The following is a 19,716-nucleotide window of genomic DNA, read 5'->3' on the forward strand; positions in this document are numbered from 1 at the left end:
AGCACCACTCCTTCACTCATAGACGGGCGCCTACATTCGCCTTGCGGCACCACTAAAGCATTCTAATCCAGTCCGATAACCCCTGCCATAACGTTTAGCTACCACGTAAATAGCGGATGGAGCGCGATTTCCGGCATATTGGGCAAAGCCCTAAACTTTCAACTGCCTTTCGCCAAATTTGACGCAGATCAGGCGGGACGCTTGAGCTGCCTGCCCAAAATAAACGTTTCGGACGATTTATCGCGCGACGCCTTAGGCTTGCGCGGCGCAACGACTTTAAACTGATGCTTGAACTTTTCAACGATCTGGCTGTAACCGCTGCCATGAAACACTTTCACTATCAAGGCGCCGTCCGGTTTCAGGTGATTCTGCGAGAACTCCAGCGCAAGATCGCAAAGATGCTCGATCCGCGCCGCGTCCGCGCTTGCCACTCCCGAGAGGTTGGGGGCCATGTCTGAAATTACAAGGTCTACCTGACGCTCGCCGAGAATTTCCCGCAGCTGCGCGAGCACCGAGTCCTCGCGGAAGTCGCCTTGGATGAACGTGACGTCGGCAATCGGCTCCATCGGCAGCAAATCGAGCGCAATGATCGTGCCGTCGATCCCGCCCGTGCGCGTCGCGTCGCGCTTCGTACCCTGCGCGAGCTTGTTACGCACGTACTGGCTCCAGCTTCCGGGTGTCGATCCAAGGTCGACGATGACCTGACCCGGACGGATCAGCTTGTCCTGCTCGTCGATTTCCTTCAGCTTGTAGGCAGCGCGTGCGCGATACCCTTCGCGCTGCGCGAGCTTCACGTAAGGGTCGTTGATGTGGTCATGCAACCACGAATGATTGAAGCGATTTTTTGCCATTGAGAAGAACTCTTGCTGCCTTGTAGTGTGCGTAGACGCGTTTTTGCGCGAAACGAGGGTGATGTCGCGCGACGCCTGCTGCATTAATTTGCTGCATTCCGCAATGCTTTTAGCGGATAATACGCGTCTTATTGACCCGGCCGACGCGTTATGCTGATGCAGCCGCCGCCGGTTGAACTGTTTTTCGCGTTGCCGTTGTGGCGTTTTTCATCGCGCCGATACCGTGCAGTCGCGTCGTTCTTAGCCGATATCGCGTTTAATTGCGCTGTGATGGCGCCCTTCGTCGCTTGATGGCGATGTTTGATTCTCTGGCGCTGGCAGTCTGCTCGACTGCAGCCCGCACTCCGACCGTAGTTATCGCGCAGTCGCCGTTCAGTGAAAGTTTGCGTGGTTGGCCCGGCTCCTGTAACCGCCGCGCGCCGAAAGCCTTTTTCGCGCCGGAAGTCTGAGTCATCGTGTCCGGGTCGGTTGACAAGCTATCTTTGCAACCACGCCCGCCTTTCGCAATACGCCGTTCAAGTCCGTTTTCTTTAGCCAGATCACGCTCTGGCGCCCCTTATTTTAGTCGAGCCCGTTACTTTTCATGCCAGCCCTCAAAGTCTCTCCCGCCCAACGTGCCGACCTGCGTTCCGAGGCCCACGCGCTCAAGCCCGTCGTTATCGTCGGCGCTGAAGGACTGACCGAAGCCGTGTTGACCGAGATCGAGGTCCACCTCGGCGCGCATCAGCTCATCAAAATCCGCGTTTTCGGCGACGACCGCGAAGCGCGCATCGCCATGTACGACGAGATCGCCGATCGTCTGCACGCCGCGCAAATCCAGCATATCGGCAAGCTGCTCGTGATCTGGCGCCCGGAAGGCACCGTCGCGCCCGCGAAAAGCGTGAAGAACCCCGGCTCGAAGCGTACCGCCCTGCCGAGCGCCCGCGAAGCCGCAGGCGAACCGTCCACGAAGGGCGCGGCGCCGCGTATCGTCAAGGCCGTGAAGATCACGCGCGATGCACCCGCCGTGCGCAAGCCGAAGAAACAGAAACTCCTGGTTCGCGGCAATGAACGCGTGACCGCAGGCGGCAATGTCAAGCGGGCCAAGAAGCGTCAGACGAGCGCGAAGCGTCAGCACCAGACGTCGAAGTAAGCAGCGAAGAAACCGCGCCGGATCCAGGTCCGGCGCTTTCGGTCATGCGCGCTATCTCAAGCGCGCTGACCGAAATCCCCGCGTAGATTCACCGACGCGCGCGGCGCGCGGCGACACTCGCCGATTGTCCGCGAGCGACGGCCGAACCGGCCGGCACCGCCGCAGGCTGACTCGGCAAACGCCAGATCAGCAAAAGTCCCAGCACGCTTTCCACCAGATAGAACGCGCTCGACAATCCGTGCAGCATGCCGAATTGCTTCGCGTAGGCGGAATGCGCGAGATCGGTGCCGGCTTCCTGCGCCGCGACCCGCATCGAATTCATGAACGGCTGCAGCCCGAAGTAGCCGATCAGCACGCACAACAACATGCCCGCGACGATCCACCGCACGCGGCGATAATCGGCGAACCCGCTGCGCACCATCCGATTGCCGATCAACAGCAGGATCAGCGCGCACGCCACGCCGAGAAAGCCCTCGATCCGGAACAGTTGCGCCGCGACCGAGCCCGCCGACGTGCGGTCGAGCATCGCGAAGAGCACCGGCGCGGCGATATAACCCAGCGTAAGCACGCTACCGACCCACACCATCGCCACGATCCGGAAGAGTCGTTGCGCCATCAGACGTAACGCACCGAGATGATCTCGTATTCGCGCGCGCCGCTCGGCGCCTGCACGGACGCAACGTCGCCTTCGCCCTTGCCAATCAAGGCGCGCGAGATCGGCGAGCTGATCGAAACCAGGCCGTGCTCGATGTCCGCTTCGTCGTCGCCGACGATCTGATAGGTCACCTTGTGGCCCGAATCCAGGTCTTCGAGATCGACCGTCGCGCCGAACACCACGCGCCCGTCGGCTTCCACCGTGGTCGGGTCGATCACTTGCGCCGCGGCCAGCTTCGACTCGAGCTCGGCAATGCGGCCTTCGATAAAGCCCTGCTTTTCCTTCGCCGCGTCGTACTCGGCGTTCTCCGACAAATCGCCCTGAGCGCGCGCTTCCGCGATCGAATTGACGACGGCCGGACGCTCGACCGATTTCAGGCGTTGCAACTCACTGCGCAGCAATTCGGCGCCGCGCTTGGTCAATGGAACTGTGCTCATAAACAACTCAAGAGGCAAAATACCGCCGTAAAAAAATTACCGCGGTTAAGTGCATCCTCCCGGTAACTTTGGGAGGACGCCGCTTAACCGCGGCCCTTGATGCCAAGACTGATTTATAAAACCGAGGCCTTAGTTTAGGCGAGCATGCAGGCCTTGTAAATCATAGACTTCCAGGTCCTTCATGTAGCGCAAACCTTCCACCGCCGCGCGCGCGCCCGACATGGTCGTGTAGTACGTGACCTTGTTGGCCTGCGCGCTCATGCGGATGGAACGCGAATCGGCGATCGCGGCACGCGTTTCGTCGACGGTCGTAAAGACCAGCGCGATCTCGCCGTTCTTGATCATATCGACGATGTGCGGACGGCCGTCCTTCACCTTGTTCACCACCTTCACCGGGATGCCCGCCGCCTGAATCGCAGCGCCCGTGCCCTTGGTCGCGGCGATTTTGTAGCCCAGTTCGTGCAGCATGCCGGCGACCTCGACGGCCTTCGGCTTGTCGGCGTCCATCACGGTCAGAAGCACCGTGCCCGACTCCGGCAGACGCGAACCGGCCGCGAGCTGCGACTTGAAGAGCGCCTCGCCGAACGTGCGGCCGACGCCCATCACTTCGCCGGTCGAACGCATTTCCGGTCCGAGCACCGGATCGACCGCCGGGAATTTCACGAACGGGAACACCGCTTCCTTGACGCTGAAGTACGGCGGAATGACTTCCTTCGTCACGCCCTGATCGGCGAGTTTCTGGCCGACCATCGCACGCGCCGCGATCTTCGCGAGCGGCAAGCCGGTCGCCTTCGACACATACGGCACCGTGCGCGACGCACGCGGATTCACTTCCAGCACGTAGATCACGTCCTTCTTCGTGCCGTCTTCCTGCGGCACCTGCTGGATCGCGAACTGCACGTTCATCAGGCCAATCACGTTCAGCGCGCGCGCCATCGCGCCGGTCTGGCGCTTGAGTTCGTCGACGGTATCTTGCGCCAGCGAATACGGCGGCAGCGAGCAGGCCGAGTCGCCCGAATGCACGCCCGCCTGTTCGATGTGCTCCATCACGCCGCCGATAAACACGGCTTCACCGTCCGAAATGCAGTCCACGTCGCATTCGATCGCGTCGTTCAGGAAGCGGTCGAGCAGCACCGGCGAATCGTGCGAAACCTTCACGGCTTCGCGCATGTAGCGTTCGAGGTCGCGCGGCTCGTGGACGATTTCCATCGCGCGGCCGCCCAGCACGTAGGACGGGCGCACCACCAGCGGATAACCGATTTCCTCGGCGAGACGCAGCGCTTCGTCTTCGGCGCGCGCCGTGCGGTTCGGCGGCTGGCGCAGGTTCAGCTCCTGCAAGAGCTTCTGGAAACGCTCGCGGTCTTCGGCGGCGTCGATCATGTCCGGCGACGTGCCGACGATCGGCACCCCGTTCGCTTCGAGATCGAGCGCGAGCTTGAGCGGCGTCTGGCCGCCGTACTGCACGATCACGCCAACCGGCTTTTCGAGGTCGACGATTTCAAGCACGTCTTCGAGCGTCAGCGATTCGAAGTACAGGCGGTCGGACGTGTCGTAGTCGGTGGAGACCGTTTCCGGATTGCAGTTGACCATGATGGTTTCATAGCCGTCCTCGCGCATCGCGAGCGCGGCGTGCACGCAGCAATAGTCGAATTCGATGCCCTGTCCGATCCGGTTCGGGCCGCCGCCCAACACCATGATCTTCTTCTTGTCGGTCGGGTTTGCTTCGCACTCGTCCTCGTAGGTCGAGTACATGTAGGCCGTGTTGGTCGCGAATTCGGCCGCGCAGGTATCGACGCGCTTGTAGACCGGGCGCACCTTCAGCGCGTGGCGCAACTTGCGCACGGCGGTCTGGTCCGAACCCATCAATTTCGCGAGACGCCGATCCGAGAAACCGCTCTGCTTCAGATACAGCAGTTCTTCGCGCGACAGGCTTTCCAGCGTGCGGCCGGACAGCGCCTTTTCCTTGAGGATGATCTGTTCGATCTGCGCGAGGAACCATGGATCGATCGAGGTTTCCTCGAAAATTTCTTGCGGCGTCAGGCCGAGACGGAACGCGTCGCCGAGGAACCAGATCCGGTCCGGACCCGGTTCGCCGATCTCGCGGATACATTCGTCGCGGCTCGTGGTCTTTTCGTCCAGACCGTCCACGCCGACTTCCAGGCCGCGCAGCGCCTTCTGGAACGACTCCTGGAACGTGCGGCCAATTGCCATCACTTCGCCGACCGACTTCATCTGCGTGGTCAGGCGCGAATCGGCTTCGCGGAATTTCTCGAACGCGAAACGCGGGATTTTCGTGACGACGTAGTCGATAGTCGGCTCGAACGACGCCGGCGTCTGGCCGCCGGTGATTTCGTTACGCAGTTCGTCGAGCGTGTAGCCCACGGCCAGTTTCGCCGCGATCTTCGCGATCGGAAAACCGGTCGCCTTCGACGCCAGCGCGGACGAACGCGACACGCGCGGATTCATCTCGATCACGACCATGCGCCCGTCTTTCGGGTTGATCGCGAACTGCACGTTGGAACCGCCCGTATCCACGCCGATCTCGCGCAGCACCGCGAGCGACGCGTTACGCAGCACCTGATATTCCTTGTCGGTGAGCGTTTGCGCGGGCGCGACGGTGATCGAGTCGCCGGTATGCACGCCCATCGGGTCCAGGTTTTCGATCGAGCAGACGATGATGCAGTTGTCCTGCGTGTCGCGGACCACTTCCATCTCGTACTCTTTCCAGCCGAGCAGCGACTCTTCGATCAGCAGTTCGCGCGTCGGCGAAAGATCGAGGCCGCGCCGGCAGATTTCCTCGAATTCTTCCTTGTTGTATGCAATCCCGCCGCCCGAACCGCCCAGCGTGAACGACGGACGGATCACGGTCGGATAGCCGCCGCTGCCGGTTAGCGCCGCGATATCGGCTTGCACCTGCAGCGCCTCTTCCATGGAATGCGCGATACCCGATTTGGCCGAACCCAGGCCGATCTTGGTCATCGCTTCCTTGAACTTCTGTCGGTCTTCGGCCTTGTCGATGGCTTCCGGCGACGCGCCGATCAGTTCGACCTTGTACTTTTCCAGCACGCCGTGATGGAAAAGTTCGAGCGCGCAGTTGAGCGCGGTCTGGCCGCCCATCGTCGGCAGGATCGCGTCCGGGCGCTCCTTCGCGATGATCCGCTCGACCACTTCCCACGAGATCGGCTCGATGTACGTCACGTCCGCTGTGTTCGGGTCGGTCATGATCGTCGCGGGATTGCTGTTGACGAGAATGACCTTGTAGCCTTCCTCACGCAGCGCCTTGCACGCCTGCGCGCCCGAATAATCGAACTCGCACGCCTGGCCGATGATGATCGGTCCCGCGCCGATGATGAGGATGCTCTTGATGTCTGTCCGCTTCGGCATAACTGCTCTCGGTAATGTATTGCTGTGTTCTGTACTGTGCTGCCCGTCTTTTCGCGCCGCTCTCGGCTGGCTTACGCCGCTTCCTTCTGGCCTTCCATCAGGCCGATGAAGCGGTCGAACAGGTACGCGATGTCGTGCGGACCGGGCGACGCTTCCGGGTGACCCTGGAAACAGAACGCGGGTTTGTCGGTGAGCGCGAAGCCTTGCAGCGTGCCGTCGAAAAGCGAGACGTGCGTGACTTTGGCGTTTGCGGGGAGCGTGGCGGCATCGACCGCGAAGCCGTGGTTCTGCGACGTGATGACGACCCGCCCGTCTTCCAGATCTTTCACCGGATGGTTCGCGCCGTGGTGGCCCGTCTTCATCTTCATGGTTTTCGCGCCGACCGCGAGGCCCATGATCTGATGGCCCAGGCAGATGCCGAAGGTCGGAATGCCGCGCGCGATGAATTCGCGCGTCGCGGCAATCGCGTACTCGCACGGTTCCGGATCGCCCGGGCCGTTCGACAGGAAGATGCCGTCCGGGTTGAGCGCGAGTGCGTCGGCGGCAGTGGCTTCGGCCGGCAGCACGGTGACGTGGCAGCCGCGCTCGGCGAGCATGCGCAGAATGTTGTACTTCACGCCGTAGTCGAACGCGACCACACGGAACTTCGGTGCGTTCTGCGTGCCGTAGCCGCTGCCGAGGCGCCATTCGCTTTGCGTCCACTCGTACTGCTCTTTCGTGGAGACGACTTTTGCCAGGTCCATTCCCGACAAACCCGGGAACGAGCGCGCGAGTTCGAGCGCTTTTGCTTCGTCATCGCCGGCGAGAATGCAGCCGTTCTGCGCGCCCTTCTCGCGCAGAATGCGCGTGAGCTTGCGCGTATCGATACCGGAAATCGCGACCGTACCCTGAGCCTTGAGGTAGTCGGCGAGCGATTGTTCGGAGCGGAAATTCGAGGCGAGAACCGGGAGATCGCGAATGATCAGGCCGGCGGCATGGACTTTGGTGGCTTCGACATCCTCGGCGTTCACGCCGACGTTGCCGATATGCGGATAGGTCAAGGTGACGATCTGGCGAGCGTAGCTCGGATCCGTCAAAATCTCTTGATAGCCGGTGATGGCGGTGTTGAACACCACTTCACCGATCGTATGACCGGAAGCTCCGATCGAATGACCACGAAAGACCGTGCCGTCGGCGAGTGCGAGAAGTGCTGGGGAAAATGACGGCAACACGGGAGGCTCCTTGGGGGAACACCCTGTTGCCGACCTGTTTATCCGACCTTCGGGGTCGCGCGCTGCCTGTTTGGTGGCGCGCACGGACCCGCATCGCGTGTGGTTGCAGTGCGGCGCTCGGCCTCGCGGATCCGCCGGCTCGTCACTCCGCTATCAGGAGAACTGCACAGGCGCTCGGGCATGGGCGCACGCGGCAAGGCGCGGCGGATGAACGGTAAGTGGGAGGTAGGCGCTAGGGTGCGGGTTGATGTGCTCAAACCTTCGAATTATAGCCCGAGAACGCCCATTCCGCCAAATTTGAGACGCTGCGGCCGCCCGGCGCGCTCCGGTACGCGCGGCGCTCGGGCCTGACCGGCTGCGGCGCTTATTTTTGAGAGACGGCACTTGCCGAATGGTCGTTCCTGTCGCGCTTGTCCAGCGCGCGGCTGGGCAGCACGTACCAGACTGCGCTCGCGATCTGCAGGACGATCAGCGCGCCCCACGCGCTCAGGTGCGCCGTCGCCGGATAACGCCCGCCGTCGATCGGCCAGTGCGACAGCACCGCGCCGACGCCCACCTGAAAGCCGAAAATCAGCACGAAGATCACGAGCGTGAGCGTGGTATTGGTCCGGCCGATCATGTGCGACGGAAAGTATTCGGCCATGATTGCGTAGCTCAGAATGCCGGTCCCGCCGAACGCGCCATAAGCCGCGAGCAGCAGCGCGGGCGGCAACGGCGCACGCAACACCATCAAAATCTGCACGACAACGAACAGCGCCATGCCGATCCCGCAAAACGCATAGACCGACACGCCCCGCCGCTCCAGAACGCGCGCCGCCGAGCCGAATCCGATGCAGCCCGCCATCATCGCAAAGCCCAGCAGCGATACCAGCGCGGCCGTGTGGCTGGGCGAGAGACGCATGACATCGAGCAGATACGGGCGGATCCAGAGCGATTGCATCGCGTAGAACACGCCCTGCGTCACGACGGAAAACGACGCGACCTTCCAGAACACGGCGCTGCGCAGAATCTGCAGCGTGCCCTTGAACTGGGTCACGATGCTCGTGTGGCCGCGTTCGTCGCGACGCTCGGGCGCGAGAAACCAGATCGCCGCCGATACCCCGAGCGTGAACACGCCAAGCCCGACGCACACGCTCCGCCAACTCGCGAACGCGAGCAGCGTCGCGAGCGGCGAACCGACGACCACGCCGCCCAGTCCACCCATCGCCATCGTGAAGCCGTTCACGAGCGGCAGTCGCGCGACGGGAAAGAACTGCGCCGACGCCTTGAACGCCGCCGCGAGACACACGGAAACGCCCACGCCGATGAACAAACGCCCGAGCATCATCGTGCCTAAGCTGTGCGCGCCGCCGAAAATCCAGATCCCGAGCGCCGCGAAGATCAGCATGCCCGCCGTGACGCGGCGCGGGCCGAAGTGATCGAGCAGCACGCCGACGGGAATCTGCGCGAGCGCGAAGCCGATGAAGTAAAGCGACGTGAGCAGCCCGAGATCGGCGGCGGACAGGCCGAGATCCTGCGTGATGGTCGGCGCGAAGCCCAGATTGACGCCGCGGAACACATACGAGACGAAATAGCCTGCCGCGAACAGGAAAAAGACGCGCAGGCGGACGGAGGACGTCATGCGATCGATTTATGTTTTTTCTTAAAGACCAAGTGTAACCGGCGCGCGCAAACGAAAACGCCGTCACCTTGGTGACGGCGTGGGATATCTGAACGCGCCGAAGCGCGTTCGCGCTTACTTCTTTTTCGCCTTTTCTGACGACTTCGCGTGACTCGTGGCCGGTGCGGCGACGGTCTTCGTAGCCTTCGCGGGCTTGTCCGACACTTTGGTCGCCTTCGCCGACGTCCGCGATGAAGTTTTCGCGCCGTGCGCCGAGCCCTTCGATTCAGGAACCCGCGTGCCGATCCTCGACACCCCGCCGCCCGAACGATTCGACGACGACACCGTTTCAACCCGCACCGGACCCGGCTCGGCCGGCACGGCGCGCCCGACCGGCACGTGCAACACGACGACCTGGCCCGGCATCAGCGAGTCGCGGCGCGTACGATTCCACGCGCGCACCTGACCGACGGAGACATCGTAGCGATCGGCAAATGTCGCGATGGACTGCTGGCGGCGCACGCGGATCAGCATCTTGCGCGTGTCCGGCACGTCCGGCTCGACGGCGAGCACCGCGCTTTCGGCGACATCGGCGCTGATGTCTTCATCGTCGTCGTCGTTGCGCGGCACGACGATGGTCGAGCCCGGTTTCAGCCGCATGCCCGCGGGAATCCGGTTCACCGACATCAGCGTGTCGGCGTCCACGCCGATCTTCTCGGCAATCGCCGCGGGCCGCGCGCGTTCGGTCACGGTGTACGTGGTCCACGACGACAACGCGCCCGAATACGATTTGAGATTGCGCTGAAAGGCGCTGGCGTTATCGAAGGGAAGCAGGATCTGCGGATTCGTCGCGCCCAGAATGACCGGCTTCGCGAACGACGGATTGAGCGAGCGGAATTCCTCGACGGTCATGCCCGCGAGCTTCGCGGCCATGGTCACGTCGATATCGCGCGAGGTTGTGACCGTCACGAAATACGGGTGATTCGGAATATCCGGCAGCGTCAGGCCGTACATCTGCGGATTCGCGACGATATTTTTCACCGCCTGCAGCTTCGGCACGTAATTGCGCGTTTCGTTCGGCATCCGCAGGCTTTGATAATCGGTCGGTAGCCCCGCCGCTTCGTTGCGCGCGATCGCCCGCTGCACGTTGCCCTCGCCCCAGTTATAAGCTGCGAGCGCCAGATGCCAGTCGCCGAACATGTCGTGCAGACGCGAAAGATAATCGAGCGCGGCGCTGGTGGACGCCAGCACGTCGCGCCGCTCGTCCTGCCACATGTTCTGCTTGAGGTTGTAGTCGCGGCCCGTGCCCGGCACGAACTGCCACATCCCGGCGGCCTTCGCGACCGACAGCGCCTGCGGGTTGTACGCGGACTCAATGAACGGCAAGAGCGCGAGTTCGGTCGGCATGTGCCGCTGCTCGAGTTCCTCGACAATGTGATACAGATATTTCTGCGACCGGCCGGTCATGCGCTCGACGTAATCCGGGCGTTGCGCGTACCAGTTGACCTGCATATCGACGAGATCGCTTTGCAGATCCGGAACCTGAAAGCCGCGACGGATGCGACCCCACAAATCGCCATCGGCGCCGGCGAGCGAATCGACCGACGTTTTATCGACGTTGATGGTTTCCTTGGCGGTGGCGTTCTTGCGGATTGCGTCGGCTACGGCTTGCTGGCTGGAAGGCAGTGAAGAGAGGGAGTTGGTCGCGGGTCCCTGGCTGGCACAAGCTGCCAGCGTCAGGACGAGTAGCGCACTTAAAATCAATCGCATGAACGTCTCGGATTCCAAAAGATAATGCTTGGAAATTTGGAGCCGATAGTACGGAACCGCACTTGTCACGTCAATATAAAAGACAAAAAAGCGAGCAAAATCCACGATCTGGCGAAGTTTCCACCGTTTCGCATGAAGTTCGCCCCACGATGTTGCGGGTTAGCGGAACTTATCTTTCCAGCCGCGCATCACGGTGAACGCGTCGAGCCGGTCCGTCATCGCCCGGTCCGCGTGCGCGGCGAGCGCGCCCTGCACGGCCGGATCGCCTGCGCGAAGGAACGGATTGACCGCTTTTTCGTGCGCAATGGTGGTGGGGAGCGTCGGTCGATGGGCGGCGCGCAAGGCTTCGGCGTCGCGCTGCCACTGGACGAGCGCCGCGTTCCGCGGCTCGCAGGCGAGCGCGAAGCGGATGTTGGAAAGCGTGTATTCGTGGGCGCAATGAACGAAGGTGGCATCGGGAAGCGCGGCCAGCGCGTCGAGCGAGGCGAGCATCTGCTTCGGCGTGCCTTCGAAAAGACGTCCGCAGCCCGAGGCGAACAGCGTGTCGCCGCAGAATAAATGCGGCGCGCCGTCCGGGTCGGCGGGCTGGAAGTACGCGATGTGCCCCGCCGTGTGGCCCGGCACGTCCATTACCGAGAATTCGAGCGCCGGATGCGCGATCGTCACGCGATCGCCCTCCTTCAGGCGCGATGTGAGATGGTCGATCCGCTCGCCAGCCGGACCGTACACAGGAATCTGGCCGCCGGGTGCATCGGCCGAATGGCTAACGAGCAGATCGGCGACACCGCCGACGTGGTCGCGATGGTGGTGCGTGAGTAAAATAGCGGTCAGTCGCCAGCCGCGTTCGGCGAGATAGGACTGAACCGGCGCCGCGTCGCCCGGGTCCACGACCACCGCGTCTTGCCCGTCCGAGATGAGCCAGATGTAGTTGTCGTCGAAGGCCGGAACCGGCACGTACTCAAGCGTTTCCCTAGCGAGCGTTTTCACAAGCGACCACTCCGAAATGTCAGACCGAAAGATTATAGACTGGCCCGCCTGGACCGATTCCGCACCCGGACGCTACGTGCTCGAATGGGAGCAGGCGCAGCTCGATCGCGTGGTGTCGGATATTTTCGGCTATCACGCGCTGCAACTCGGCCTGCCGCAACTCGACGCGTTGCGCGAGAACCGCATGCCGTATCGCGGGCTGGTCCTCGACGCGGCGAGCGGCGCGAGCGCGCCGTACACCTTCCCGAGCGCGTTCGGGGCGGGTCACGCGCGCGCCGGCGTGTCGTCGCTACCGTCCGCCACGCGCGGACTGCACGGCCCGGAAGGCCGCAGCGCCGTCTGGTGCGACCTGCTCGATCTGCCGTTCGAGGCGCAAAGCGTCGATCTTTTGGTGATGCCGCATACGCTCGAATTCACGAGCGATCCGCACCGCCTGCTGCGCGAAGCCGAGCGCGTTTTGATGCCGGAAGGCCAGCTTATTATCCTCGGCTTTAATTCGCTGAGCCTCTGGGGGGCGCGGCAGTCGCTCGGCAAGGTCGCGGGGCGGCCGTTCGTGCCGGCGGCGCACGAAATGATCGCCTTCACGCGAATTAAGGACTGGATCAAGCTGCTCGGATTCGACCTTGAACGCGGGCGCTTCGGCTGCTATCGTCCGCCCCTCGTCAACGACAAATGGCTCGAACGCTATCAGTTCATGGAGCCCGCGGGCGACCGCTGGTGGCCGATCTTCGGCGCGGCCTACATGATCACGGCGATCAAGCGCGTGCGCGGCATGCGCCTGATCGGCCCGCGCAAGCTGAAGAAACCCGCCCTCGCGCCGGGCCTCGCGCCCGTCGCCGCACCGCACACACGCAACGAGCATTGATGACTTCAGACTCCGCAAAAATTATCGACATCTATACGGACGGCGCCTGCAAGGGCAATCCCGGCCCGGGCGGCTGGGGCGCGCTGCTGCGTTTCGGCGACCAGGAAAAGGAATTGTTCGGCGGCGAACCGGCCACGACCAACAACCGCATGGAATTGATGGCCGTGATCGCCGCGCTGGAAGCGATGAAGCGCCCGGTGCGCGCCGTCATCCACACCGACTCGCAATACGTGCAGAAAGGCATCAGCGAGTGGATCCACGGCTGGAAGAAGAAAAACTGGATGACCGCGGCCAAAACGCCCGTCAAGAACGCCGATCTCTGGAAGCGACTCGACGCGCTCGTCGTCCAGCATGAGATCGAGTGGCGCTGGGTGAAGGGCCACGCCGGACATCCGGAAAACGAGCGCGCCGACGCGCTCGCCAATCGCGGCGTGACCTCGCTCGCCGAAGGCTAACCAACTGTTACGACATGCGCCAACTCATACTCGATACCGAAACCACCGGCCTGAACGCCCGCACGGGCGACCGCATTATCGAAGTCGGCTGCGTCGAAATGATCAATCGACGGCTTACCGGCAATAACCTGCACTTCTACGTGAACCCCGGCCGCGACAGCGATCCGGGCGCGCTCGCAGTACACGGCCTCACCACTGAATTTTTGAGCGACAAGCCTAAATTCAGCGAAATCGCGGCCGAATTGCGCGATTTTATCGCCGATGCCGAACTGATCATTCATAACGCGCCGTTTGACATTGGCTTTCTCGACGTCGAGTTCGGGCTGGTCGGTTTGCCGCGCGTGACCGAGGTGTCGGGCGGCGTAATCGATACGCTCGTGCAGGCGAAGCAGATGTTCCCCGGCAAACGCAATTCGCTCGACGCGCTGTGCGACCGCTTCGGCATCAGCAACGCGCACCGCACGCTGCACGGCGCGTTGCTCGACTCGGAACTGCTCGCGGAAGTCTATCTCGCGATGACGCGCGGCCAGGAAAGCCTCGTCATCGACATGCACGGCGATACGCCCGCTGCCGGCGCGACAGCCATGCCGGGCATTGCGTTCGATGACCTGGATTTGACCATCATCGTCGCCACCGACGACGAACTGAGCGCGCACGCCGCGCTGCTCGACGGACTCGACAAGGCGGTGAAAGGGACGAGCGTATGGCGCGCCCCAGCCGTGGTGGAAAATGCCGACGCAGCGGCATAAATGCGCAGAATCGTTAAAGAACTACTTTACGAGCAGAAAAAGCTCTGACATAATTCGGCTCTCTTCGGGTGGTTAGCTCAGCGGTAGAGCACTGCCTTCACACGGCAGGGGTCACTGGTTCGATCCCAGTACTACCCACCACGACAGAGGCAGACGTTCGCAGCACGGAACGTTTGCCGGAAAACCCCGGCGCTGAAAAGCGTCGGGGTTTTTTATTTGGCCAGCCGGATTTTCACGGCGTTTATTGATCATTCATCCCGCCCAAACGCCGCGCGCCATTCCGGTCGCCGCGATCACCATCAGCATCACCAATCCCGCTTCGAGATCGCTCATCCATGCGTAACGCCGCGCGCGCCCGAGATCGACCGCGCCGCCGTGCCGCGCGGCGATGCGCCAGCGGATCAACGCGAGCATCGGAGAAATCTCGATCAACAGAATGACGACGAGCGCCGTCATCTTCAAATGGAACAGCGGCTCATGCAGATAGTACGAACCGCCCTTCTCGAAGCCGCCGAACGCGCGCATCGCGCCGGTCACGAGCAACACGAGCGCGGCGATTCCCCACAGCGCATCGGCGCGAAAAACGTCCCGCAGACCGGGCGCGTTGGCATTCAGGGAATTGGAGGGATCGAGGCGACGCAGTGCGCGGGCGCGGGCCAGCACCGACGCAAACGCGAATCCGAACGCGAGTAAATGAATCGCCGCGAGCAACCAACGCATCTCCATGTGCGCCTCCCTGGCATATCGAGCATTCCGCGAAACCGACGAAACCTGCGAGCCGACTACGTGCTGCCCACTAGCAGAACCGGCACCGATGCCTGGCGCAACGTGCCGTCGAGCGCACGGGCGGCGCTGCGATCGCCCTCGCTCTTAAGCGCGGCGCGGAAAACGGTCTTGCGATTGTGCCCTGCCGCCGCGGGCGAATTCCACAGCAATTCGATCTTCGGACGACGCGTTTTCCGGGCAGAGGCGCTCGAATCGGACGTTCCAGAAGCCCAGCGCACCGATAACTCCCGCGCATCATATTGCCCGAGCTTGCGGCTTTCGGCCCACACGACGGCAGTGCGGGTCGCGGGATCGATGGAGATGGCGTAGCGGCCGATCGCAAAACGGCGCGCCGCGATATTCGTGCGCCACAGCGCGCGCGGCCGGCAAATCCATATGACCACGGCGTACAGCGCGGGCGCGGCGATCAGCCAGCCATTGGTTTCCGCAAGCGCGTGCAGCGCGCGCCGCCAGCCCGCCTGCCAGACGAACATGCCGACCGAAAACACCGCGAACGCGAAACTCAGGAGCGCAAGGAGGCGCAACGCCTGACGCAGCCATTGCGGCAGCGGATGCAGCGGCCGTTCGGCGCGCGCTTTCGCGCCCGGCAAAAACAGCAACAGGAAAAGAAGAACGAGATTGATGCAGGCCCACGGCGACGAAGTCATCGCGCGGATCGACGAAAGATAGCCCATCTGCGACATGGAAAAGGCCCAGCGCGCGACGAGAACAAGCCCGATCGCCCGCAGCGCGAAAACGGTGCCCGCGCCCGGTGCCGGGTTTGCGCTGGTTTGCTTCGTTCTCGCCAAGACTTCGCTCCTGTCCGTGACCCATGTGGCTTGCCGCGCGGCTTCCCACGCGGCGCTCCGCTCGCCGCGAAGCCCGGACATTATAGGGACGTTACCGATTTCGTCAGGTTTTTCGTCGTGCCGTGCGCGGCGGGACACCAAAACCGTGTGATTGTGACAACGCCCCGTGAGCCGGAAGGCGCACGGGGCGTCGGTTGCCGCGGACGGTCGTTAAAGGCTTTCGCCCGGCCGTCGGAGTCTTACTTTGCGTTGACTTCGCGCAGGACGGTGCGGCGCTTCTGGCGCAGCAGTTCCTCATACGACTGGACGTAGCGCTCGGCCATGACCTTCGACGAGAAGCGCGTTTCGAACGCCTGACGCACCTTCGCGCGCGGCAGCGTGTCGAGACGCTTCACGGCTGCGATCGCGCTGAGTTCGTCTTCGACGACAAAGCCCGACACGCCGTTCTCAATCACTTCCGGCACCGAACCGCGATTGAACGCGATTACCGGCGTGCCGCACGCCATCGCCTCGATCATCACGAGACCAAAGGGCTCCGGCCAATCGATCGGGAACAGCAGCGCGTGCGCGTTGCCCAGGAATTCGGTCTTCTGCTGCTCGTTGATTTCGCCGATGTACTCGACGTGCGGCAGCGCGAACAGCGGCTTGATGTGCTCTTCGTAGTAAGCGCGGTCGGCTTTGTCGAGCTTCGCCGCGATCTTGATCTTCATGCCCGCGGCTGCCGCGATACGGATCGCGCGATCGACACGCTTTTCCGGCGAAATACGGCCGAGGAACGCGAGATAACCCGGTTCGACGTTGGGGATCGGCGTGAGCAGGTTTTCCGGCAGACCGTGATAAACCGTCGAGAGCCAGTTGGCTTGCGGCAGCGGCTGACGCTGGTTATCGGATATCGACACGACCGGCACGTCGTTGAACGTGTTGAAGATCGGCTGCAGTTCGGGCAGGTCGAGACGGCCGTGCAGCGTCGTCAGGAACGGCACCGGCTGGCGCGCGAACAGCGAGAACGGGTAGTAGTCGATGTGGAAATGCAGCACGTCGAATTCGTCGGCGCGGCGGCGGACTTCTTCGAGCAGCAGCATGTGCGGCGCCATCGTGTCGCGGATGGTCGGATCGAGGCGCAACGCCTGCGGCCAGAAGGCTTCGAGCTTCGCCGACGTGATCGAATCGCCGCTCGCGAAGAGGGTGACGTCGTGCCCCGCGTCGACCAGCGCTTCCGTCAGATAGGAAACCACACGCTCGGTGCCGCCATACAGTTTCGGCGGGACGGCTTCGTGGAGGGGCGCGATTTGAGCGATTCGCATGTCGGAGACTCCTAATAAAGATTCAGACTGGTATTACGGTTGTTTCGTATCGAAAGCGAATCGCTCGGCTCGGGCGGTTACTTCGCGCTGATCGTCCAGCGGCGTGTCTTGCACGAGTGAAAAAGCGCGGGTCGCTGATCACCGGATTGTGCGGATGGCCCACAAGAGCAATTTCGGTTCCATCTCGTAAAAGCGCCGCACACCCAGCAATAAACGCACGTCGGGCGGACGGGTTGACCGGAACCTACAAAATCCTGTCGAAATTCCTAAGGGCAAACCCGGAGCTGAGTATGGACGTTTTTACACGGGTCGCGCGGATGCATTTCAACTTATTTACGTTGTTACAACGAGGATACACTTTGCAAACCCTTGTTTATTAAGGCAGTTCTACATTGATCGAGTATCGCGAACGGTAGCGACGTTCGAACGCCGCGAGCAGTGGCTCAGGACCGGGATGTGCTTCGCAAACTCCTCGGGAATATGCCGAAGTCGTCGCGAAACGCGTCGATACGGCAAAAACTGCCGCAAGTTTCGTTTTACGCGCGCCGAAACGGCCGCACATTGCTTACAATGCGGCCCGTTCCAGCCGCTCAGGGCCGCCCGACCTGGCATCGGGCACATCACGGGTGCATGCCGGGCCCGATGAATTGGAGCATTTGCCTTCCGGCTTTACTGGCTACAATTCAACCATCGTGTTGTTCGCCGCCATCGCGCGGGCTTTGCAGACAGGCATGGCAAGCAGTGCAGGCGCCGTTTTCATTTTTCAGGCGCGTTTCAGGCAGGCTACCCAGACGCATTCCGCAGGCGCACTCCGGCTCAACCGCACCACTCGACCAAAAAACGACCCAATTGGACCAACTCACCGTCTCCCAGCGTAACGTGCACAACGCCAAGCTAGCGAGCTACGCGCATCGCCCGCTTGCGTTCCTGTTCCGTTACATTCGCCGCCATCCCGTCGCCCATAGCATCGTGCTCGTCAGCGTGTTCGCGGCGGTCGGCTGCGCGCTCGCCTCGCAATACGCGATCAAACATCTGATCGACGTGCTCGGCCAGGGCCGTGGACATCCCGGCCCGCTTTGGGGCGCCTTCATGATTCTGGTCGGGCTGATCGCCGCCGATAACCTGCTCTGGCGGGTCGGCGGCTGGGTCGGCGCGCATGCGTTCGTCGTCGTGACGGGCGATTTGCGGCGCGATCTCTTCCAGTACCTGAGCGGCCACTCGCCCACTTACTTCTCCGAGAAACAGCCCGGCATGCTCGCGAGCCGGATCACCGCGACCTCGAACGCGATCTACACCGCCGAGAACACGATGGCGTGGAACGTGTTGCCGCCGTGCATCGCGGTGATCGGGGCGATCGTGATGATCGTCGCGGTGAATCCGCTGATGGCCGGCGGCCTGATGCTCGCCTCCGCGATCCTCGCGCTCGTGCTCTACCGGCTTGCCGGGCGCGGCTCGGCGCGGCATCACACGTTCGCGTCGAAGGCGGCGTCGGTGGACGGCGAACTGGTCGACGTGATCGGCAACATGGCGCTCGTGCGCGCGTTCGGCATGACGTTCCGCGAGCAGAAGCGCTTTGGATCGACGGTCAAGGCCGAGATGGTCGCGCGTCAGCAAAGCCTGCTTTATCTTGAAAAGCTGCGGCTATTCCACGCGGTCGTGACGGCGATTCTGTCGGCGGGTCTGCTCGGCTGGGCGTTGTGGCTGTGGTCGCAGGGGCGCGCGACGTCGGGCGATATCGTGCTGGTCAGTTCACTTGGTTTCACGATCTTGCACGGCACGCGTGACCTGGCCGTCGCGCTTGTGGATGTGACGCAGCACGTCGCGCGGCTTTCCGAGGCGGTGCAGACGCTGCTCGAGCCGCACGGCATGCCGGACCGGTCGGACGCCACGGAACTCGTGCCGCAAGGCGGGCGGATCGATTTCGACGCCGTGACGTTCGCGTATCCGCGCCGCCGGCCGATTCTCGATAACTTCCATCTGCATATCGAGCCGGGTCAGCGGGTTGGGCTGATCGGCAAGTCGGGCGCGGGCAAATCGACGGTTCTCGCGCTGTTGCAGCGGTTTTACGAGGCTCAGGGCGGCTCGATCAAGGTCGACGGGCAGGATATTTCATTGATCACGCAGGACAGCTTGCGCCAGTCGATCGCGCTCGTGCCGCAGGACATTTCGCTGTTTCACCGGACGGTGTACGAAAACATCGCGTATGGGCGGCCGGACGCGACGCGCGAAGAAGTGCTCGCCGCCGCGCGCGAGGCGCGTTGTTCGGACTTTATCGAAGCGATGCCTGAGGGATTCGACACGATTGTCGGCGATCGGGGCGTGAAGCTTTCGGGCGGACAGCGGCAGCGGATCGCCATCGCGCGTGCGATTCTCAAGAACGCGCCGATTTTGCTGCTCGACGAAGCGACGTCCGCGCTCGACAGTTCATCGGAGGAAGCGATTCAGCAGGCGCTCGACCGGCTGATGGTCGGACGGACGGTGGTCGCGATCGCGCACCGGTTGTCGACGTTGCAGAACTTCGACCGCATTATCGTGATGAGCGCGGGGAAGGTTATCGACGATGGTTCGCCGGAGGAGTTGCGGGATAGGCCCGGGCTTTATCGGGAGCTGCTTTCTAAGCAGCATGGGAAGTTGCCTCCTGCTGTTGCTCTGCCGCCGCATCAGCAGACGGCTTGAACGGTGGGGTTTGCTGGCGCGCGGTGATTTTGTCTGCCTGTGCTTCCTGTGAACTTGCTTTCGTGT

General features: G+C 62.6%; 16 protein-coding genes and 1 tRNA gene. 6 read left to right on the top strand and 11 right to left on the bottom strand.

All coding sequences use genetic code 11. The annotated features are described in order from the left end of the window. Positions 1-188 precede the first annotated feature (188 nt). A complete protein-coding gene (locus AC3D25_RS11105) occupies positions 189-851 on the bottom strand; it encodes an RlmE family RNA methyltransferase (RefSeq protein ID WP_488888453.1) in 663 nt (220 codons plus the stop codon). A 583-nt stretch (positions 852-1,434) separates the two neighbouring features. On the opposite strand from AC3D25_RS11105, the gene AC3D25_RS11110 reads away from it, so the two are divergent. Continuing rightward, positions 1,435-1,983: a YhbY family RNA-binding protein gene (locus AC3D25_RS11110; RefSeq protein ID WP_488888454.1), complete on the top strand. Its 549-nt coding sequence runs from the start codon at positions 1,435-1,437 to the stop codon at positions 1,981-1,983. Positions 1,984-2,071: 88 nt separating this feature from the next. Here AC3D25_RS11110 and AC3D25_RS11115 read toward each other — a convergent pair whose 3' ends face one another. From AC3D25_RS11115 to gloB, 7 genes are all read right to left on the bottom strand, one after another. Then, positions 2,072-2,599, bottom strand: coding sequence for a DUF4149 domain-containing protein (locus AC3D25_RS11115; RefSeq protein WP_488888455.1), 528 nt, complete (start codon positions 2,597-2,599; stop codon positions 2,072-2,074). Then, positions 2,599-3,075, bottom strand: coding sequence for a transcription elongation factor GreA (greA, locus tag AC3D25_RS11120; protein ID WP_488888456.1), 477 nt, complete (start codon positions 3,073-3,075; stop codon positions 2,599-2,601). Before greA ends, AC3D25_RS11115 begins: the two co-directional genes overlap by 1 nt. 129 nt (positions 3,076-3,204) lie before the next feature. Beyond that, complete coding sequence (gene carB, locus AC3D25_RS11125) at positions 3,205-6,459, bottom strand: carbamoyl-phosphate synthase large subunit (protein WP_488888457.1); 3,255 nt, start codon at positions 6,457-6,459, stop codon at positions 3,205-3,207. A gap of 71 nt (positions 6,460-6,530) precedes the next feature. Next, positions 6,531-7,670 carry a glutamine-hydrolyzing carbamoyl-phosphate synthase small subunit gene (gene carA / locus AC3D25_RS11130; RefSeq protein WP_488888458.1) on the bottom strand — a complete coding sequence of 380 codons (1,140 nt, stop codon included), beginning with the start codon at positions 7,668-7,670 and terminating at the stop codon, positions 6,531-6,533. Between the two features lie 364 nt (positions 7,671-8,034). Next, the gene (locus tag AC3D25_RS11135) at positions 8,035-9,291 is read right to left on the bottom strand and encodes an MFS transporter (protein WP_488888459.1); all 1,257 of its coding nucleotides are present in this window, start codon (positions 9,289-9,291) and stop codon (positions 8,035-8,037) included. A gap of 114 nt (positions 9,292-9,405) precedes the next feature. Further along, positions 9,406-11,040 (bottom strand): transglycosylase SLT domain-containing protein, encoded by a 1,635-nt coding sequence (locus tag AC3D25_RS11140; RefSeq protein WP_488888460.1) that lies wholly within the window; start codon positions 11,038-11,040, stop codon positions 9,406-9,408. Between the two features lie 159 nt (positions 11,041-11,199). Then, positions 11,200-12,027 carry a hydroxyacylglutathione hydrolase gene (gloB, locus tag AC3D25_RS11145; protein WP_488888461.1) on the bottom strand — a complete coding sequence of 276 codons (828 nt, stop codon included), beginning with the start codon at positions 12,025-12,027 and terminating at the stop codon, positions 11,200-11,202. Positions 12,028-12,043: 16 nt separating this feature from the next. Between gloB and AC3D25_RS11150 the strand changes: the two genes are divergently transcribed. The 4 genes from AC3D25_RS11150 (at position 12,044) to AC3D25_RS11165 (ending at position 14,237) form a co-directional block, all read left to right on the top strand. Then, positions 12,044-12,892, top strand: a complete 849-nt coding sequence (locus AC3D25_RS11150; protein ID WP_488888462.1) for a class I SAM-dependent methyltransferase — start codon at positions 12,044-12,046, stop codon at positions 12,890-12,892. Next, positions 12,892-13,347, top strand: a complete 456-nt coding sequence (gene rnhA / locus AC3D25_RS11155; protein ID WP_488888463.1) for a ribonuclease HI — start codon at positions 12,892-12,894, stop codon at positions 13,345-13,347. Before AC3D25_RS11150 ends, rnhA begins: the two co-directional genes overlap by 1 nt. A 14-nt stretch (positions 13,348-13,361) precedes the next feature. Continuing rightward, positions 13,362-14,096: a DNA polymerase III subunit epsilon gene (gene dnaQ, locus AC3D25_RS11160; RefSeq protein ID WP_488888464.1), complete on the top strand. Its 735-nt coding sequence runs from the start codon at positions 13,362-13,364 to the stop codon at positions 14,094-14,096. A 66-nt stretch (positions 14,097-14,162) separates the two neighbouring features. Continuing rightward, positions 14,163-14,237, top strand: a tRNA-Val gene (locus AC3D25_RS11165). Between the two features lie 111 nt (positions 14,238-14,348). Here AC3D25_RS11165 and AC3D25_RS11170 read toward each other — a convergent pair. From AC3D25_RS11170 to AC3D25_RS11180, 3 genes are all read right to left on the bottom strand, one after another. Beyond that, positions 14,349-14,822 (bottom strand): DUF2214 family protein, encoded by a 474-nt coding sequence (locus tag AC3D25_RS11170; protein WP_488888465.1) that lies wholly within the window; start codon positions 14,820-14,822, stop codon positions 14,349-14,351. Positions 14,823-14,878: 56 nt separating this feature from the next. Then, entirely contained in the window at positions 14,879-15,670 is a 792-nt protein-coding gene (locus AC3D25_RS11175) for a hypothetical protein (protein WP_488888466.1), read from the bottom strand. Between the two features lie 239 nt (positions 15,671-15,909). Next, positions 15,910-16,974 carry a glycosyltransferase family 4 protein gene (locus tag AC3D25_RS11180; protein ID WP_488888467.1) on the bottom strand — a complete coding sequence of 355 codons (1,065 nt, stop codon included), beginning with the start codon at positions 16,972-16,974 and terminating at the stop codon, positions 15,910-15,912. Positions 16,975-17,823: 849 nt separating this feature from the next. On the opposite strand from AC3D25_RS11180, the gene AC3D25_RS11185 reads away from it, so the two are divergent. Further along, complete coding sequence (locus tag AC3D25_RS11185; RefSeq protein WP_488888468.1) at positions 17,824-19,650, top strand: ABC transporter ATP-binding protein; 1,827 nt, start codon at positions 17,824-17,826, stop codon at positions 19,648-19,650. Positions 19,651-19,716: the final 66 nt, after the last annotated feature.

The organism is Caballeronia sp. SL1002, assembly GCF_057814995.1.

What these genes read in the sequence shown, in the direction of transcription:
- AC3D25_RS11140 (WP_488888460.1), bottom strand. Translation starts at nt 11,040, where the DNA reads ATGCGATTGATTTTAAGTGCGCTACTCGTCCTGACGCTGGCAGCTTGT.
- AC3D25_RS11115 (WP_488888455.1), bottom strand. Translation starts at nt 2,599, where the DNA reads ATGGCGCAACGACTCTTCCGGATCGTGGCGATGGTGTGGGTCGGTAGC.
- greA (WP_488888456.1), bottom strand. Translation starts at nt 3,075, where the DNA reads ATGAGCACAGTTCCATTGACCAAGCGCGGCGCCGAATTGCTGCGCAGT.
- AC3D25_RS11170 (WP_488888465.1), bottom strand. Translation starts at nt 14,822, where the DNA reads ATGGAGATGCGTTGGTTGCTCGCGGCGATTCATTTACTCGCGTTCGGA.
- AC3D25_RS11110 (WP_488888454.1), top strand. Translation starts at nt 1,435, where the DNA reads ATGCCAGCCCTCAAAGTCTCTCCCGCCCAACGTGCCGACCTGCGTTCC.
- AC3D25_RS11105 (WP_488888453.1), bottom strand. Translation starts at nt 851, where the DNA reads ATGGCAAAAAATCGCTTCAATCATTCGTGGTTGCATGACCACATCAAC.
- carB (WP_488888457.1), bottom strand. Translation starts at nt 6,459, where the DNA reads ATGCCGAAGCGGACAGACATCAAGAGCATCCTCATCATCGGCGCGGGA.
- AC3D25_RS11180 (WP_488888467.1), bottom strand. Translation starts at nt 16,974, where the DNA reads ATGCGAATCGCTCAAATCGCGCCCCTCCACGAAGCCGTCCCGCCGAAA.
- AC3D25_RS11135 (WP_488888459.1), bottom strand. Translation starts at nt 9,291, where the DNA reads ATGACGTCCTCCGTCCGCCTGCGCGTCTTTTTCCTGTTCGCGGCAGGC.
- dnaQ (WP_488888464.1), top strand. Translation starts at nt 13,362, where the DNA reads ATGCGCCAACTCATACTCGATACCGAAACCACCGGCCTGAACGCCCGC.
- rnhA (WP_488888463.1), top strand. Translation starts at nt 12,892, where the DNA reads ATGACTTCAGACTCCGCAAAAATTATCGACATCTATACGGACGGCGCC.
- AC3D25_RS11150 (WP_488888462.1), top strand. Translation starts at nt 12,044, where the DNA reads ATGTCAGACCGAAAGATTATAGACTGGCCCGCCTGGACCGATTCCGCA.